This is a genomic window from Nocardia sp. alder85J (assembly GCF_020176955.2).
Taxonomy (GTDB): domain Bacteria; phylum Actinomycetota; class Actinomycetes; order Mycobacteriales; family Mycobacteriaceae; genus Nocardia.
In genome coordinates this window covers 49554-69926 of the sequence record NZ_JAIUCZ020000012.1, presented here as the reverse complement: position 1 = coordinate 69926, position 20373 = coordinate 49554, and the positions used below count along the sequence as shown (strand labels likewise).

The 20373-nt window shown below is 67.5% G+C and carries 1 protein-coding gene; it reads left to right on the top strand.

Annotated elements, in window-relative coordinates; translation table 11 throughout:
* Nucleotides 1-145 precede the first annotated feature (145 nt).
* Nucleotides 146-20272 carry a UvrD-helicase domain-containing protein gene (locus LBW94_RS35725; RefSeq protein ID WP_266272963.1) on the top strand — a complete coding sequence of 6709 codons (20127 nt, stop codon included), beginning with the start codon at nucleotides 146-148 and terminating at the stop codon, nucleotides 20270-20272.
* The last annotated feature ends 101 nt before the right edge of the window (nucleotides 20273-20373 follow it).

The following is a 20373-nucleotide window of genomic DNA, read 5'->3' as shown; positions in this document are numbered from 1 at the left end:
ATTCAACCTCATCTCCACCCTCGCCGATGTCCGTGACCACCTCGGTGTCCGCGCCTCCGGCACCGAGGAACTCACCGCCGATGCCGCGCGCTGGCCACCATCGCCTGTGCCGCCCCCAGTGGCCGACGGGACACTCAACCCGTGGGTGGCGATCGGTCGCGCGCAGTTCGACGCCGGTCACCTCCAGCAGGGACCGAACCCCCGCGATCACGCCGAAGTCGCCGACGTACTCCGCCGGCAGCACCGGCATAGACGGACGGTCGAATGGATCGAGAAGTCCTATCGTGACGGCTGGTACGCCGCCGCCCATGAGGTCACCGGTGCGGTCTGGACGACGATCCGCGATGGCCTGGCACGCGATCCCCGGATCGTCGATGCCGCCCGCACTCTGGGCATGTCGCCGGAATACCTTGCTGTCACAGCGGAGTTCACCGATCTCGTCGATCTCGGGTTGCAGCGCGCCGCCGCGGCCGACCCGGCTGCTGCGGCCGCGATCCGGGTCGCTCGCTACGTCTACTGCTACACCACCCCGCACGATCTCGCCCTCGAACGGCTGGCCGCCGACATCGCCGACCACGCCCTCGGTCACGCCCGCCGGGGATGGACAAGCCCCTTCGCCACCGAGCAGGACCTCGCATCGTTCCGGCGCTGGGCCGCTGCCCAGTTCGCCTCCGATCCGCTGATGTCGGTGGCCTTCGGGTGGCGCCCGGACCGGCAGCGCGCCGAGGACACACGGACCGTCGTCGCCATGATCCTGTCCGAACTGCCGCACCAGCGCCCGGACCTGGGCGTGGATCTCGGCGACCCCGACGTCGCGGCCCGGGTGAAGGCCGACCTGTTCTGGGAGGTACTCCCGTCGCTGACCAGCAGCGATCGCGACACGGTGTGGTACGAGCGACGAGGCATCTGGCACCCGGGTACCCGCGACGTGGCCGTCTCCCGGATCGACGACCGGTGGTTCGTGCGCAGCGAGGACAACTCGCTGGACTGCTGGGGTGTCGATCACCGCGCTGCCTTCGCCCAGGCACTGATCCTGTCTGGGCAACGTGCCCGGATCACACCTGAACAAGGCGCTGCCCATGCGCGTGTTCATGCGCTGCGCACCGCGCTGGCCGACCGGGCACGGCGCGCGCTGGCCGGCCACGAATTGCTCCACGCAGCAGCACGTCCCTCGCGCTCGCAAGGCTGGGTCTCCTATTCGAGACTCACCAAAGAAGCCGTCCGGACGGTGCTGGACACCATTCGCACCGCGGAACCCGTGCTCGTGGCCGCAGCGGAAGGCGAGGGTCTCGACGCGGCCGAATGGCTGCGTGACGGTGTCGCCGGTGCCATCGTCGACGATCTGCGCCGCACACACATCGCCGCTGGTGGCCGTGACGATTCGTTGTTCGAGCCGGTTCCTCTCGGTGCCGATCTGTACGAGGACACCACCACCGAATCGGTCATCGTCGGCGATCGCGATGGCGCTCACGTGCGGATCACCTCCGTCGGCGATCGCTGGACGACCTCACCGGACATCGGTCCCAGCCCGGCGACACTCACCGACGCCATCACACGGGCCCGCCGCCACCTCATCTCCTCGAATAGTGCTGGAATACAACAGATTCCAACGCTTCCGGCTGTCCCGGCCGATAGCGGCGCGATTCCCGTCGCCGACCAGATACCGATCGCCGAGTTGTTCGCCGGTCCCCCGATGTCACCGGACGGTGCCGACGACACGAACTTCACCGTCCCCGCCGAGACGCAGCCGGTATCGGACGGTGAGCCGACCGTGCCCACCGACGCGACGGTGACGATCACCGATCCTGATACCACGGCACCCGAACTCGGCAACGACACCGACCGGGCAGGCGGCGACCGTTGTCCCGACGCCTCGGATTTCGAGCAGTCCGGCGCCGACGCCCTTGCGGTGGAGGCGCTCGGCCCGACGCCCACACCACCGGCGGCAGAGGACGATCTGTCCGCGCTGGTGCCGTACTTCGGGGTGTCCGAGTTGGACCGCTCGCTGATTCACTGCACTGTTGCTGACTGGTCCCGCAACTGCTGGGGAGGCGTCTCCGACGCCGATATGATCGCCTCCAGCGTCGTGTCGGCGTACCTCCGCGACCTGACACACCGCTACGGAGTCCGGCAGGTGCATGCCGTCACCGCCGAGTTGCTGGCCGCGAATCCGCGATACCCCACCACCGCCTGGGACAAGATCGAACAGCGCGCCCAGGCACGCCGGGCCCGCGCCGATCAACTGATCGCGCAGGCCCATTCGTTGCGGGACGCCGGCGCCTACGACGGCGCATTGCGGGCGCTGTATCAGGCGCAGCTGACCAACAGCGAGATCATCGGTAACCAGCCCGACTATCACCCCGACACCTACGCCACGCTGCGCGATCTGATCCGCACGATTCGCGACACCGAATCCGGGACCACCTCCCCACCGCCGGACGCCTACACCGATCCCCGTCCCCCGCACCCGTTCCGCAGCGACACCGACCTGCGGTCCTGGCGAGACGCGGCCATCGCAGCGATGGACGCGGACCCGCTGGTGTCGTTGCGCGACACCAGCAACCGGCCGGAGCCACATTCGCATCTGCTCGACGAACTCATCGACATCAACCTCGCCGACATCGCCGAGTACACACCACAATTGCGTGACGACCTCACCGACGACTACCTCCGGTACTGGATCACGGCCGCCACCGCCACCTTGTTCGCCCGGCACGCCGGGACGCGACCGGACCCCTCGTGGACGGTGGACTACCGGGGTTGGCGCATCGCCGACAGCAACATCGCGGTGGCGAGGACCGCCGGCGAATGGCGGGTTGTCACGATCGAAGATCGGATCGGCTATCACGACGGATGGGGCGCGGACCACCGCGCCGCGGTCGCCGAAGCGTGCCTGCGCGCAGGACGACGCGATCTCCTCCCGCCTGCCACGATCGAAGTCCACACCCGCGTCGCCGCGGCCCGGAAAGCGCTGGCGGCCCTGGCAGCCCCCGCGCTGCTCAAGCACGAGATGATGCATGCCATCGCCCGCTCGAGCGAGCTGATCGGAAACAGCTTCAGCCGCTCCTCTCTGTCGGGCGCGAGCCGCAGCCCGCTGCACGGCACTGCGATTCGTCAGGTCATCGATCACGTACGGACGCAGGCTCCCAGGGTCATCGACGATCTCGTCGCCACCGGGATCGACCCTGCGGGGTTCCTCGGCGATCAAGTGCTGGAGTCCGTCCTGCGCGACCTTGTCGACCGGTACCGGCAGCCCGCCAACGACATCGATCCCCTCGGCGCGGACCTGCATCCGACCTGGGACGGCACGGTGCTGGTCGGCGACCCCGACGGCGACCACATCGAACTCGACTCGCGATTGCAAGCCCGCGAGAAAGGCCAGCGGCGCGGCGTGTTCCTATGGGTCGACGCCACTGGCCGACACGACTCGATCCGCGAGACATCCTTCGCCGCCGCCCTGGCCAAAGCCCGCGCACTGCACACACCCCGCACCCCACGCACCGACCCGGATCCCGCCGACTCCGAGGACGAAGAACCGGCCGACACCATCACATCCGGCACCACGCCGGTCATCCCCGCGTCTGATCCGGAACTCGACGACACACCGGCCGCACGGCGGCCTCCCTCCAAGCTGGAGAGAGCGCTCGGGCTGATCGCGCCGCACGAAACCTACGTCGGATACATCGGTCCCCCAACACCCGGTCGGCCTCGGGAGCGCCCGCCTGACCCGGTCGACGAATCACAGCTCGGGCTGGACTTCACTGGTTCCGCCACCGGCGACGAGCCACCACCGGCACCGGATTCCGTGCCGGTGCAGCCAGCGGACGCCCTCGAGCACATCGTGACGGATGTCCGCTTGCCTGGTGGTATCGACCTGCGGGGGCCTCGGGAACGGTTCGTCGCCAGCGGCCGCACCTGGTACAGCGACGACTTCCACATCGACGTCGGCGAGGTCTGCTATTTCGTCCACCGCCGCGGTCAGGTTCTCGACGAGCGCTACACGGTGGAGCGTCCGGCCGACCGCGACCCGGCCGGCCCGCCGTCGTGGCACCGTACCGGCGAGCGGATCGGGACAGCGGCGACAACCACGCAGATCATGCCGATGATCCGTGCCCACCGAGCCACCCTCACCGACACCCCGCGCGCACCCGCCGCCCACCACGATGCTGCGAGCGCACCACACTGGCTAAACCAGGCGGTCGGTATCTACGCGGACCGGATCGATGAGAACAACCCGCTGGCCCGGCTGGCGGCCCTGGGCAATCTCGACCTGTTCCTGTCGACATTCGGGCCGATGGCCGTCTACCGCCAGCTCGGACCGCTGTACCTGTCGGTGGCCAATGACCCCCGGTTTCGTAACACCGACACCAACGTGCTGGCCTCCGCCGCGCGAGAACCCTTCGTCCAGGAGGAGTTCGCCCGCAGGCTCGCGGCGGCGGTGTGGGACCGGTGGTCCCGGGCGACCTGGTCACCGGAGACCGAGGCCGCGACGCGACGGCTACACGACAACGAATGGCGCGACCTCGGATTCGACATCAACCCGTCGATCGAGCGAATCGGCGACCTCACCGACATCTCGCCGACAAGCACCTCGCTCGGGCTCACGATCGAGGCAGGCGGCTACTCCTTCCAGCTCACCGCCACCGGTGAGCACCTGTCGTCGATCACCGCCCGCGACCTGACCGACCGTGCGACCGTCGCCGTGCCCGCACCCGCCGGGCGCAGCGGGCACGAACCCGGTTCCGCGATGGCGGCCATCCGCGCGTTTCTGCGCACCCGCCACGAGGCAGACGCGTATGCGGAAGACGTGCGGCGGCACAGGATCACCGCCGCCCTGCAACCGATCCGGCCCGCCATCGAGCCGCTGCTGCGCGACAGCGAAGTCCTCGCCGCGGTCGCCGGATCGGGCCTTGTCCGCGACGCACCGGACGGGCGCCCGATCCTGGACCGCGCACTGCACGCCGCGCTGACCAAAGCAGCGTTCGCCGATGCCTACGACCAGCTCGGCGGCATCCCCGCATTGGCTCAACCGCTGGCCGAACTGGCCGACGCCGGATTCGACGCCGTCGAGCACCTGCGGAAGCTGCTCGCCCCTGCGCTACTCACGCAGCTCCGGAGCCGGGGACATGTCCCCGCCGACCTGCACGTGATCAACCACCACACGATCACTGTCGGCGCTTCGCCTGGGATGCTCGAGCCGCGGATCGTGCTGACCAACCGGGAGATCGAGTACCCCCGGGGCATCTGGCACTCGCACTCCGACGACGGCGACCCGGCTGTGGTCAGCGAGTTCCTCCACACCGCCATCCGCCAGGCGCGCCACCTCCTCACCACCGATGCCGGTCCCGACCATGCACCCCGCGATCGGCCGCCGGTCTCCGTCAGCCTCGACCCCGACACCATCACCGAACCGGTAGCCGGTGCCACGGCACCAGTGAAGCTCGACGGCGAGAAGTTTGCACCGTCGCCGCAGCAGCAGGCCGTGTACGACGCGGTACTGGCCGGCCGCACCGTGAAGATTCAGGCCGGCGCCGGAGCGGGGAAGACGAGCACCCTCCGAGGCTGTGCGCGCCGTATCGGCGAGGCCGACCCGGATGCCCGCATCATCTACCTCGCGTTCAACAAGACAGTGCAGTTGGAGGCCGACCGCGACATGCCCGCGAACGTGGAATCGCGGACAGGACATTCCGTGGCGGTGGTGTGGGGCGGTCGCCACCGGCAGGCCCGGCTGAACGACAAGACCGCCTTGCGCAAACCTCCCGACATCGCCGCCCACCTCCGTCTCACCAGCAACCTGGCCGCTGGTCGCGACGCCCCGCTGACCCCCGCCGAACAGGCCCTGGCGGCGTCGCGCACCGTCGATGTCTACGCCACCAGCGCCGATGACGACATCGGGCGTCAGCACCTGCCGGAGCGGTTGTCCGGACTACCTCCGGCCAGCCGAGAGAAACTGCTGTCGACCGCCCGTGCCGTGTGGGTCGACCTCGTCGCCGACGACGGGCGATTGCGATTGACCCATGACCACATCCGGAAGATGTGGGCGCTGTCTCGACCGGATTTCAGCCGGCCCGGAGCCGGGCTGCAACGCCCGGCGACGGTGGTTTTTCTCGACGAAGCACAAGACACCGCACCGGTGTTGCAGAAGGTGGTCAGCGACCAGCACGGTGTGCAGAAGGTGATCGTCGGCGACGAGAACCAGGCCATCTACGCGTTCACCGGCGCTGTCAACGCCCTCGCCGAGCTGGATGCAGACCAGACGCTACCGCTGACGACGTCGTACCGGTTCGGCCCCGCGATCGCCACAATGGGCAACGCCTTCCTGCAACTACTCGGTACCGAGATGCGCATCGAAGGCGGCGGCCCGGAGTCGGAAATCGTCGAACCCGGCACGCTGGCGGCGCCGGACGCGATCCTGGTGCGGTCCAACAGCGGCGCGATCACCGAGATCGCGCGGGAGCTGGGCGCGGGCCGGGTCGTCGGGGTGCCCAAGGGCACCAAGGGCGATCTCACCGCACTGGTCGACACCGCGCGCTACCTCAAAGGACTGCGGTCGCTGCCGACGCGAATCCATGACGACCTCGCACCGTACCGGACCTGGGACGAAGTCGTCGACCAGGCCGACCGCGGTGACGATCCGAAAATCGCGATGCTGGCTCGCATCGTCGACCGCACCGGCCTGGACAATCTCGATCAACTGGTCCAGAGCATCCACGAACTCGGTGCCGAAGCCCTGCCCGGCGTCCGATTCCGCGACGCCGCATACGGTCTCGTCGCCGAGGGACAGACCTACGGCTCACGGCATATCCTCGCCCGCGCGGGATTCCTGCACGAGCAACTGCCAGGCGGACGGATCCTCAAGAAAGGCCCCAACGCGGGCAAACCGGAGAAGGCATGGATCGCCTTCGGCACACCAGCGGAGCGGCAGGCCGCTCTCGACCGGGCCCGCGAACTCGCCGCAGTACCCACACCGGACGTGGTCGTCAGCACCGCGCACAAAGCCAAAGGCCTGGAATGGGATTCGGTACGCATCGGCGAGGACTTCAAGAACCCGGCCACCGATCCCGACAGCGGTGAACTGGTCGTGCCACCGGCAGAAGAACTGCGGCTGGCCTACGTCGCGATCACCAGGGCCCGGCGCGCACTGGATCCGGGCACGCTCGCCTACGTCTTCGACCTCACAAACACCGAACCGGGTCCGGCCACGACACCCGCAGCCGCGCCCGGCATCGAGGTGGAGCGGGAGCCGGTCGAAGACGTAGGCGAGCGTGCCGAAACGGAGCGGCCGGCCACCGGTACCACCGTCGATCCGGGCCTCGGCGGTGGCGCGGCGCCATCGGGCGACACGGTCGTCGACCCGGTCCCCGGTGATCCGGTCGCGGACCAGGACGAGGGCGACCGTTACGATCCAGCCGACTACGGCCTGGTCGCCGTGCCGGGAGCCGACCGGGCAATCGATCCCGCACAGTGGGGGTGGCATCGCGGCGACCACCAGCCGGGCGAAGGCGCCGTCGTCGAGGAATGGCATCGCGGCGACTGGCATGCCGCGATCCCGTGGACCGCCGATGACAATCTGGTCACTCCGCTGTGGTTACAGCACGAGACCATCGTGTTCGACGAGGACTCGCACCCGGTGCCCGGCGTCACCCCGTGGGAGCAGATCGAGCTGACGATCAGCACCGCTGCGGAGTTCCGGGAAGTGCTGGCCGAAACGGGCCGGCACGGATGGGTCGAAGCATCTCACCGACCTGGGCTGTGGCAGTTGACCGCGACACCGACCGCCGCGATGGCCACCGCGGGCACCCGCGCCGACCCCTCCCGGCGGCAGGAGGTGTTCCTCCGCACCGACGACAACACCTGGTGTCTCGCCGCCACCGCAGCACCGGTGCCGCTGGCGCCACCGGTCCCGATCGTGCCGCCGATCACCGACACCGCCGGGCTCGAACAATTCGTCCTGGGCCGCCACCGCCGTGACCCGGCCGTCAAGAAGCTGGTCACCACAGTGCTTTCCGGCCGCACCCGCGCCGGTGTCGACCCCGAGACCGCGCTGCGGCAGATCGCCGCCGTGGATCACGCGGTCTACCAGCGGACCGCAGTCGCCGCCACCGCCGACCGGATCCGCCCCCGTGGCCCGCTCGATGTGGCGAAGGCCCGCAACGCGCTCCAGCGATGGGCCGCAGGCGATCCGACGCTAACCATCCCCAACCCCCCGCATGACGCACCCCCCGGCAACCAGACCACCGCCGATGCCGCACCCCGCGAGCACGGCGACGCCACGCCCGGAACCGGTATGCCCGAGCCGGCCGGTGCGGCTACGACCGCGCTGCTCACGCTGGATCAACGGTTGCTGCTCTACGCGGTGCGCGACCACGACATCGTCGACCTGGCATCCCCCGGCGCTGCCGAACGCAAGGACAAGACCCACGAGCAGATCGATGGCCGCTCGGTTCCCAGTAGGGTCCGCATCCACCGTCCACACTGGGATGCGGCAGTGCGCACCTACACCGAGTACCGCCTCGATCCTCGGCCACCCAACGCACCGACCATCAACGGCGCGACCCTCGAGCAGTTCCTGCGCACGGTGTCTGTGCAGCTGCTCGAGCGGGCAGCCGACGCCGATCAGAGAGTGCGCGACGCCGCGATCCGTGAAGCATTCGACCTCAACGAGGTTCCGGCTGCCGACGCCGCGACGCTGTTCGATCTCGGTGCCGACGCTCGGTCGCTCGGCGAGCTCGACCGCCACCCGGACGGACGCCCCACGCTGGGTATCGAGGCCGGTGGCCGCCGCTTCACCGTGCGCCCGCCGCGCGACGGTGACTACGGCTGGGAAGTCCACGACACCGCCGACCCCACCGGCAGCAGCACAGCCAGCGCGCAGCAGCTGGGAGTCTTACTGACCGGCGATGTCATGGCAGCGATCCGCCGGTACCTCACCGTGCTCGACGGCACCTCCGAGACCGACAGCCGAACGGGTACTGCGGCACTGATCCACAGGCCAGACTCCGCCGCGATGCCCGCGTTGACGCCGGCCGCCGCCTCGGTCCTCACCCAGGATCAGCGACTGCTGCTGTTCGGCGCCGAGAGCCCATGGAGTCTGGCGAAGTCGCTGGGCACCGATTCCGACTGGTACATCAGATACGTCGCGTTCGTGCACCTCAACGGCGCCCTGCGCGCGGAGGTCTTCGACCATCGCCCGCAGTGGCGCGCCTTCCGCTACCGCCAAGATCGCAGCGGCGTGAGGCTCACGGCTGCCGACGGGTCAGTACCGCCGGGAGCAGGGGTGCTGGTCACCCCAGCCCAGCTCAAAGCGTTCCGGCGGGCATTGGATCCCCGCATTCGCGCGCAGCTGGCCAATCACGAATCCCTCGGCGAGGAGAACCTCGCGCGCCTGACCGCAGCGATCCTCGGAATCGGCACCGAGAACCCGGCACCAACACCTCACCCGAGTGCACCCTCCCGCACAGGCCCACCCCACCCCGCTGCCGTGCCACAGCTGCCGAGATCGCACGAGCTGCTCCTGGACCACGCGCGCTCCGCGGGCTGGACACTCGACGAGGACATCGACACGATCACCGGCCACCGGCAGATCATCGCGCGCAACGAGTCCGCACCCGGTTCCCCGGCGCTCATGCTGCGCTGGCGCCGCACCCACGGTGCCTACTGGTTCGATGACCAGGCGTCGATGCTCGAACGGCCCGGCGACCACGGCCCGCAGATCGTGCAGCCTCTGACGCTCACCGACATCGCCGAACAATTCGGGCTACTGACACCAGCCGACGACTTCTCCTTACCGGCACACTCGTTCCAGGTCATCGACTCCCGGTGGCAGCGCGTCACGATCACGCTGGACCCGCAGGAGAGATACCACGGGCACGGTGCCAGCACCACCTGGCACCTGATCGACACCGACACCGCCGGCCACCTCATCGTCGAAGAAACGGACTTCACCGATGGTCGCGGCTACCACATCCACACCGCTGCCGTTCGCCCCCGCCCGGACGGCTCGACGTCCTGGGAGATCACCAGCTCCGTGGCATCGGTCGACCAGCCCGCCGACATCATGCCCGAAATCCGCGCCTACGGCCGCCAGCGCACCGAGATCTTCCCCGGCACCGGCACACCGGCACCCACCACAGCGTCACCAGGCGAATCACCGGGCACGAGCCCCATCGCCCCGGCACCCCCGGCACCGGGAACACCAGCCCCGCCCCGGCCCGCCTCGCGCCCCTCTCTCACGCCACCGGCGCGGCCGCCGTCTCCCTCGACGCGGAAAGGACCAGGTACCAAGGCTCGGCCGCCGCGCCGCAAGGACCCATCTCAGCTGGAGATGTTCGATCTCACCGCCGACGAACCGATCGTTCCCGCACCCACCGGCACACCACCGACCAGCCCGGATCACCCGGCGAAACATCCCGATCCGACCAGCACCGCACCACCACCGGCACCGGCACCGGCGCCCGAACCAGTCACCGCGACCTCTGCACCGGCCCGCCACGACGCCGACGCGCCAGCGCAGACCGATCCCCGCACCGCAGCTCTGGCGGCACCGTTCACTGCCGTCGAAGTCGCCGAACAACTTCGGCGGTTCAACGCCGCCACCTTCGCTCGCCTGATCGAAGCGATAGTGAACCCGAGCCGAGACGCCCTGACGCAGTTCACCTCCACCGAGCACGCGATCTCCCGGCACGGCGTGACCGTCGAAATCGCGCGGTCCGGGCTGCGCATCGAAGCCCGCGACATCGCCGCAGCCGGCCACCCGATCCAGCGCGAAGTCACTATCGCGTGGCCGCAGCTGTACAACCATTGGATCCGGCCCGGACTGACCGACCAACGGCGCACCCTGCTACTGCGCGCGGTCGAGCTGTCCCAGCACTACAGGACCGGTCTGGAAGCCTTCGAACTGATCGACCAGCGGCCGTACTGGGCTCGGGCCGTCGGCGACATGAATCTCATCGCCGAGGACGTCCGCGACGACATCCTGCGGGCCGCACAACATCGCGACGCCGCGCTCATCTCCCCCGCAGCCCTCGCCAGGATGGCGGGCCAGCTCGACCGGCTCGCCGCGACAGCACCCGCCGCATGGGTGGCGACGAAACCGGCACACGCGCTGCAACCCGGGGACGTGGTCGGCCACCTCACCGGCGGCGTGTTCGCCGTGCAACAGGTGCAGCACTTCGATTCCGGCGTCCACCTCCAGGGGCTGCGACTGTACCGCGAGCACGGCAAGGCCGTGTGCGCCCCCGACACCACATTGCTCGATTCGCGCGACCACGACCCGGTCGCCACGGTCCACCTGCCGAAGCTCCCTCTGCCCCCGGTCACCAGGCCTGCCACGAACCCGGCCGATCACCGTGTTCCCGAACCGGACGACGACGCCGTCGGCCCCGCCGCGGGATTGTTCAGCCTCGCGGACAGCGGCCCGCAGCGATCCAGTGCGGCAGCCGACCGTGCCGCGGCACCGTTCACCGGTGACGAAGTGGCCGAGCTGATCCAGCGTCTTCCCAACCGCACCGTCTCCCGGCTGATCGAAGCGCTGACCAGCACCGACCCACAGCTGCTCCGGCAGCTTGCGAAAGAACCCCACGGCCATGCCCGCGGTGGCCGCGGCGTCCTGATGACCCCACGCGGACTCCGCCTACAGGACAGCGGTATCCACACCGATCCCCCCAGCCCGCGCGAGATCGTGATCCCGTGGAAAACCATCCACCAGCACTGGTTCCAGCCCGGACTGTCAGGGGACCGTGTGGCCACGCTCAGCCACGCCGTCACCGTCCGCAACCGGTACACCGGAGGGCTGACCGCCTTCACCTATGTGCGCCGGCCACCGCTCTGGTACCGGACCCAACGAGAACTCGACACCACCGCCGGGCGAGTGCTGCGCGACATCCTCCACGTCGCCCTCCACGGTGAGGACCACACCATCGCCGACGCTGCCGAGCTGCAACGGACGCTTCGGTGGGTGGACCAGCTGGGCACCGTCGTACCCGACGAGTGGGAAAGCGAGAAGCGTGTCGTAGACCTCCGGCCCGGCGACGCGGTCCCCCACCTCCCCGGAGGTCGCGGTGGCCTGCTGGTCATCCAGCAACCACCGTCGCGGTCGGCGACCGCGGTCGAACTGCGTGGCGTGTGGCTGCATTACCACGGCGACCCCCCCGAGCCTGCCGTCGAGGTCATCGACACCACCACACAACCGGTTGTGAAGACGATCGGGTTGCCTGCCGTGCCGATGGCCTGGACCGCGGCGCCCCTCGCCGCTGATGAACTGACTCGGTACCAGCTTTGGCACCAGCGCGTCTCGTACTGGCGCAAGCGCCATCCCTGGGTCGATCCTGCCGGGAAACCGGCGATCGTCCGGGCCGTCGCCACCGGGTGGGCCGCGGTGGAGGCCGATCTGGAACCAGGCCTCGAGTCGATCAGCCCGCTGCGCCACCACGACGACGATGACGACATCGAAGTCGTCGTGACGGCCGGGCATCAGCCCTATCTCGTTGTTGCCGGCAGCGATCTGCACATCAAGACACCGTCCGGGGACGACACCCGGACCGTCTCACGCCTGAGATTCCGTGACGCACCACAGATCCTGTCCGTGATCCGCCGCGACGCCGCCAACCGCAGCGCTGAACACGCCTGGGACAGCGTCCACCCCGGCATCGGCCGTACCACGGCGCTCGCGGCGACCATGGGCGCGGCAGACGGCGAAAGCCTGCGCTACATCGACGTCGACCCCTACGGTGCCCTGCTGGTGATGCTCCGAGTCGGTGACCGCACCTTCTCGGTACTCGAACCCAGCATCAACGACACGCTCTGGCGCGTACGCGAGGGCAGCCTGCTCACCCCCGACATCGTCACCGCCAGCTCACCGGATCAACTCCTGCCGTCCCTGCGCGCACATCTCGGCCTGCCCGCTTCCTCAGCAGCGCCGAGCGCCGACATACCGGCCACCGCACCGGCCGACGCCACCATCATCGCAGCTGGAACTGGAAACGACGGTCCCGCAGCCGATCCCGATCCCGAAACCGATCCTGCGCCGACAGCCGGCGCGCAGCCCCCGCGGTTCGGCTCCGTCGCCGCGGCGCGTGCTCACCTGGAGTCCGGTACCCGCGACCCACGGTGGCGGACGCCACCCCGCACGCACAACGGTGTGGCGGTGCGCGGTGCCAATCAGGCCGACCGAGCCAAGGTACGCATCGACACCTCGTCGTTCCGCCGGGGCATGCAGATCGCCCGGACCGCAGAACTGTCGCCGGGCGGCCACTTCCTGGTGACCCGCGAGGGCCAGCGGACATGGCATGCCTTCCACGTCGGGTCCGGCACGATCATGACCCTCGGGGCCGGATTCGACGCCAAACCCGCCGCCCTCGACTTCGCCACCGCGCTGGAGACCGGATGCGACGCAGCCGGACTCCCGATCGACTGGGCAGCGCCGCACATCGCCGACCAACTCGACATGGCTACCGGCCGCGCCGGCATCGACCTCGCGATCCAGCGCGGCCGCCAACAGGCAGCACCAGCCGAAGAAACCGTCCGCCCGGCGGCATGCGACCCGCCGCCGCTTCCGAGCGTGGACGCCGAACATCCACCACCGCACACGGATTCGACCACGCCACCCGAAAAGCCAGCCGATGATCCCGGGCATCACAACCCGGCCGGGACCGTCGCCGCGAATCCGCTGCGTGAGCGCATCACCGAACGTGCGCTGGCCGACGAGCGGCTCGCCATGATCGCCGCGGCCAACGATCACGACACGTACCTCACCTCGGCCACCACTCGGATCCCCGAGATCGTCGCCGATGTCATCTTCGAGCACCTCGATCGCGACGATTCTCCCGACGCGCGCCGGATCGTCGAGCAGTTGCACTTCATCGGTGACGGCCGGCCGGCGCTCATCGAGCACGTCGCCGACATTGTCTGGCACCACCACAACGATCCCGGCCCGCAATTCGACAACGCTAACTATACGAACACCGTTGCCCCCCTTGATAATTCACTGTTTTCCGGGGATGCCTCCGATCTGCCGGGAGTGTCGTTGCCCGACTCTTCCACCGAGATCACGGTGGTCGACGAGCGTCAATTCCCGGCTCCCCAGGCGGCGATCGACAAATCCACGACGGCGACCGCGCTCGGCTGGACGGCGCACAGCACAACCCGCCACGATGCCGCGATTCCCGCCCACGAACTACGCCTCACCTCGCCGGGCGAACCGCCGCGCACGATCCTGCTCACCTGGCTGTTGGACCCGGGTACCGAGAAATTCAACTTCGACCGGTGGCGTTCGGGATTCGTTGCCGACGGGCACCTCACGCCCGGCCTTCCGCTGGCGAAGGTCACCGAGCTGTTCGAGCAGGAGCAGGCGCGCAATCAGATGCCCGCACTGTTCGACAGCGACGGCAGCGTCGCCGGTGAGCTGCTCACCGACCGGCTACCCGTTCCCGCTGACCGCGACACCCTGGACCGCGAGTCGCTCGGCCACCCGACACCACCCACCGCCGACGATCACACACCGCCGGCAACGGCCGATCCCGCTGTCTCACCGGCCGACACCGGCAACCTGCCGCTGCCCGGTGCCGGAGTCGATGCCCGCAACCGGTCCGATGCTGTCACGGACCGGACACAGAGGCCCGTAAAGCTTACCGACGTCGAATCCGGTCCGATCACCGCAGAAACCCCCGCAGCCGAATCGCCCTCCTCGGGCAACGACCGGTGGCAGCCGCCCGCGGTCGCCGGTCAGGCGTGGCGGCATCCCGGCACGATCACCGTCCCCTACAGCAAGCACGCCCGAGCCAGCGCGAACCTTGCAGCCCTGGAACTTCTGAAGCAACTGGAGTCCGAACAGCGGGCAGCGACACCGCGCGAACAGCACGAAGTGCTGGCCGCGTGGTCGGGCTGGGGGGCGGTCCAGGAGATCTTCGACAAACGAAAGCCGGCATGGAGCGTCTACCGTGCGCGGCTGCAAGAACTACTGGATCCCGAAGCCTACGAGATCGCGATGGGATCGGTTCTCAGCGCCCACTACACCGATCCCGCGATCGCAGCGGCCATGTGGACGGTGTTGCAGCGGGCGGGGTTTCGGGGTGGGCACGTACTAGAACCCGGCGCCGGATCGGGCACCTTCATCGGCCTCGCACCGGACAACGCCCGCATGGTCGGGGTAGAGGTCGATCCGGCCACAGCACGCATCGCCCACTACCTCTACCCCCAGGCTCAGGTACGGCTCGAAGGATTCGAGACGACCCCGCTGCCCCAGGACTCGTTCGTCGCGGCTGTCGGCAACCTGCCTTTCGGCAAATTCTCTCTGCCAGACCCGCTCCACAACCCGGCCGGCCACAATATCCACAACCACTTCCTCATCAAGAGCACCGCCCTGGTCGCACCCGGCGGCTACATAACAGTCATCAGCTCGCCGTGGACGATGGATGCCACCAACACAGCCGTGCGCGAGGAGATCCTGGAGTCCGCCGACTTCATCGCCGCGGTGCGACTGCCGGGCAAAACCTTCGGCCGTGTGGCCGGAACCGCAGCCATCGCCGACATCATCGTGCTCCGCAAGCGCGAACCAGGCCTCGACCCGTTCTGCGACCGCCCCGCTGCCGTGGCCCACCGCAATCGCCTGTTCCTCGACACCGCACTCGTGGACTTCCCCCGCACGGCCGACACCGGCGACGGTCAGCCGCAGCAGATCGTGCAGAAGCTCCGGATCAGCAGTTGGTTCCAGCTGCGCCGACAGTACGTGCTCGGCGAGATGGGAATCGGCCACGGCCTGTACGGTGAGGGCTCCCTCACGGTGACCAACCACCAACTCGATGCCCTTCCCACCCAGGTGGTTTCGATACTGGGCCAGCTTGTCGACACGGCATGCGAGCAGGATCTCGGGTTGACGGCGACCGCCGACGAAACCGTCGGCGAAGTGCTGAACACCGCAGGCCTCGTGACGTACCGGCCGGCGGCGAAGTTCGCGAACCCCATTGGCATGATGCGATATCGCGGCAGGTTCGAGGCTGTCACGGAGTTCGGCAGCTGGGAACCGGTCAAGGTGTTCGCGACGCGGGCCGGGGAGACGCGAGCGCTGCTGGACCTGCGTGATCATGCCTACGACGTGATCATCGCCCAGCGTAGCGACGACCACAACCAGACGGCGCAGGCCCAGGCCCGTGCCGACCTCAACAGGGTCTACGACGACTACGTGCGCCGCTACGGACCCATCTCGCGCTTCAAATGGCAAGGTGGACAGGAACGTTCGCAGGCCGATCACGACGCCCGCTACGCGCGGCTGGAAGCACAGTGGCGCACCGGCAACGGCGGCGAAGGCGGACCTTACCTGGACGCGCTTCCACCCGAGGTGGCCGAGGAACTCGACACTCAGGCCTGGCAGACCAGCGCGCGGGTGAAGAAACGCCCCCATCTCGAGGGTGCCATCAGCCGTGACCCCACGATGGCCGTCGTCCTCGCGCTGGAGCACTATTCCGACGCCACCGGCGCTGTGCGCAAGTCGGAGATCTTCACCCGGGATGTCGCGCCCCAGCCGGTCCTGCCGACCCACGCCGACAACCCCGGCGATGCCCTGTCGATCAGCCTGGCCTGCGGCCGCGGGGTCGACGTGCCCTACATCGCCGAACTGCTGGCAGTGGACCCCCCGACCGCCGCCGCCCAACTGGTCGGCCACGTTTTCCCGGATCCCGACGACGTCGATCATCTGATCCCCGCCAACAAATATCTGTCGGGAAATGTGCGGGAAAAACTGCACGCCGCCCGCGCCGCGGCCGTCGAGAACCCACTCTATGAAGCGAACGTCACCGCTCTCCAGGCTGCGCTACCACCCCAGAAAGAGGCCGCAGAGATACGCGTGCGGGCCGGCTCGGTCTGGGTGAGTACCGACGACCACGCACAATTCGTGCGCGAAACCTTCGGCGCAACCAATGTCCAAGCCCGCCGGGAAGGAGTCCGGTGGCGCTTCGATGCAACAAATCTGCACAACGCCAAGGCGATGTCCTGGGGCGTTAAGAGCATGAACGCCGTCGAGATCTTCGAACATGCCTGCAACAGCGCCGATATTATAGTACAGTACGCAGGGCCCGACGGGACGGGCATCGACTTGACCGCCACGACCGCCGCCCAGGCCCAAGCGGATCGGATGCGCGCGGAATTCGTCCGGTGGCTGTGGTCCGATGACGACCGCCGCAACCGCCTGGTCAGTGAGTTCAACATCCGATTCAATTCCTCGGTGCCGGCTCGCTGGGACGGCCGATTCCTACACATTCCCGGGCTGGCGCGCATCCCGTACCCGTACCAGCTGGACGCGGTCATGGGAATTCTCTCGGAGCCGGTGCGATTGCTGGATCATGTCGTGGGGGCAGGGAAAACCGGAACATATGTGATAGGGGCAATGGAGCTGCGTCGGCGCGGAATGGTTTCTCAACCGTGGATCGTCGTACCCAACCACCTTCCCGAAGGGATCGGCCTGGAAGCCAGGAGATGGTTCCCGGCGGCCAAAATCCTTACTATACCGTCGAATCTGACGGCGGAACAGCGCCGTCGCGCCGTCGCGCAAACTGCCACCAGCGATTGGGAAATCGTCATCATCGCACAATCGACCTTCGAGCTGATTCCCGTCCACCCGATCCGCCGTCAAACATACGTTCGCCGCGCACTCGCCGACCTCGAAGACAGAGTGTTTCATGTAAAAGTGGACGGCGACAAGCGCAGCCTCAAAGATCTCATGCGAGCCAAGAAGACCATGGAGATACGGTTGGCGAAAATGCTCGCCGCAGACACCAAAGACCTCGGCCTCACCTTCGAGCAGTCGGGCTGCGACTATCTGATCGTCGACGAGGCCCACCATTACAAGAACAAATCACGAATAGCGGCAATGCGTGAGCTCAGCCTGCCCGAAGGTTCCGGCAAGGCCGAAGACCTCTCCCTGAAGCTGGAACTATTGCGTGAACGCGCCCTCGCGCGGGCAATCACCCGTGGCCTTTCCCCCGACGTCGAGAATATGCGCATCGCCACCCTGGCCACCGGGACACGGATAGCGAACTCGCTGGCCGAGGAGTGGGTCATGCAGAACTATATGCGCCCCGACCTGCTAGAAGAGGCCGGTGTCGGCGACATCGGCGCGTGGGGGTCGGTTTTCACGACATCCAAATCGGTCATCACCACCAATCCCACCGGCACCAAGCTGATAGCCAAAGAGAAGATCGCGAAATTCACCAACCTCGGCCGGATGCTCGCAATCACGATGATGTTCACCGACGTCGTCACCCGCGACCAGGTCCCGGTCGGAGTGACCATCGCCGGCGGTCAGCGCACCATCATCTCCACTCCAGCCTCTCAGGAGGTCCGTGACTTCATCACCGACATCGACTGGCGAATCGAAGGCTTTGATGCCTCCGAGCCGCGCCGCGACAACCTCCTCAAGGCCATGAACGACGCCCGCGCCGCCGCCCTCGATCCGAAACTCGCCGGCCTGATCGGTGACACCGAGTCGAGCCGGGCCCGAGTCGTCGCCGACGAGATGCTCAAGGACTACGCGGCCAACTGCAACAACCGGTACCAGGCAGAAGACGGCGCCGAACACCCGATACGCGGTGGACTACTGATCGGATTCTGCGACCGCGGCACACCCGGTGGCGCCGGCGGTGAGGACAACTTCTACCACACCCTCCGGGACCTCCTGGTGACGGGTAACGACCACTTCCCCGGCGGGATTCCACTCGAAAAAATTCGCTTCGCCCAAGATGCGAAAAAACCGTCGGAAAGGATCCAGCTTCAGGACGACTGCAACAACGGTCTCACCGCGGTCCTGCTCGGCAGCACGGAAATCATGGGCACCGGCCTGAATGTGCAGACACGAGCCGTCGCGCTATACCACATAGACATCGCGTGGCGACCGGCCGACCTCGAGCAACGCGAAGGCAGAGTCCTCCGGCAGGGAAACCAGAATCCCACCGTCATCATCAAACAGTTCGTAACCGAGGGCACGACCGACGCCATGATGTACGGCATCGTCGAGGAGAAAGCCCGGTTCATCGCCCAAACCAAGACCGGCCAGCCCGACATCGACGAGATCGACGACCTTGAGGACGACCTCGCCGACGCAGCCGCTGTTGCGAAAGCGGCAGCCACCGGCGACTCTCGATTCATACGCATGGCCGAACTGGAGCAACTGGTGACCGCACTCACCGCTCTCGAAAAATCCGCAGCCGAAACACGATACCGTGCAAGTGACACCCTCAAGTACAATCCGATCTCGCTCAGCAATGCAGAGCGAGACTTGGAGACAATCGAACGACACCTGCCCGCAGCACTCGCCTGGACCGAAAATCCCGGAATTCTCGTCGTAGGAGGGAAACATTTCACGAAACGAGGAGAAGCGAACCTTGCATTCCTTTCGGCCGCCCGGGAAGCGTTTCTGCGGTTGCGCAGAATGCAACGCAAGCAGACCCCGATGAAGATCGCGGAAATCGACGGCCATCCGATCCACGTGCACACTGCCAACGACATGCTGGTATTTGATATAGGCGGGCTCGGAATATTGAGAGCCGTCGGCTCCACCGATTTGTTCACAGCCGTGAAAAAAGACCCCGCGAGTCTCGATTCCGGCACCACGACTACACCCTCGCCAGCAGAGATGCGTGCCGCCGAGTCGGCTACGGCACGCGGACTGACCCAGCGGATAAGCAATGCCTACGAGAAGCTACCCGAACTGTACAGGGACCTGCAAACCAAAATCAGTATCTACAATTCGGAGCTGGAATATGCCCGATCCGTGGTCGACAAGCCGTTCGAACGCGCAGAAGAACTCGTCAATGCGCGCGTGGAACTCACACAGCTCCGACTGGCCATCGAAACCATGCGCAATTCCCCCGAAGCGATCGCGGCCCGCGAAGCCCATAGGGAGAGAATGGCACGACAGGGCCGCATGCCAGGTTGGAGTCTGGACCTGAACCCCACCGCGTACACGGTCAAGGAGTCGGGGCTCGAGACCAAGGAGAACTATGTCGCGATGGTGCGCGCGAGCCACCGCGCGAAAGCACGGGAATACCGGCAAATTCACGACCACAGCGACGAAGTCGGCGCCGCCACCGCCGACGGCGATGGCACCACCCAGACCATGCCACCGAGCGGGGACACCGCCGGAGTCCCCGGGCCACCGCCCAGCGAGCACACGCCACCGCCCCCGCAAACATACAGCGCCACAGCACCTTTGGATGCCGACACACGCCGCCGACAGATGCAGCGCAGCATCCCGCCCGCACTATCCCGCACCACGAAGCGCTGACCAGGGCGAACCGTCACACGCAGGATTCGGGCAGAATCACGATTGCGAACCGACGACTCGGGATGTAGTCTGCACGCGCACCTTGAAGTATCTATGTATTC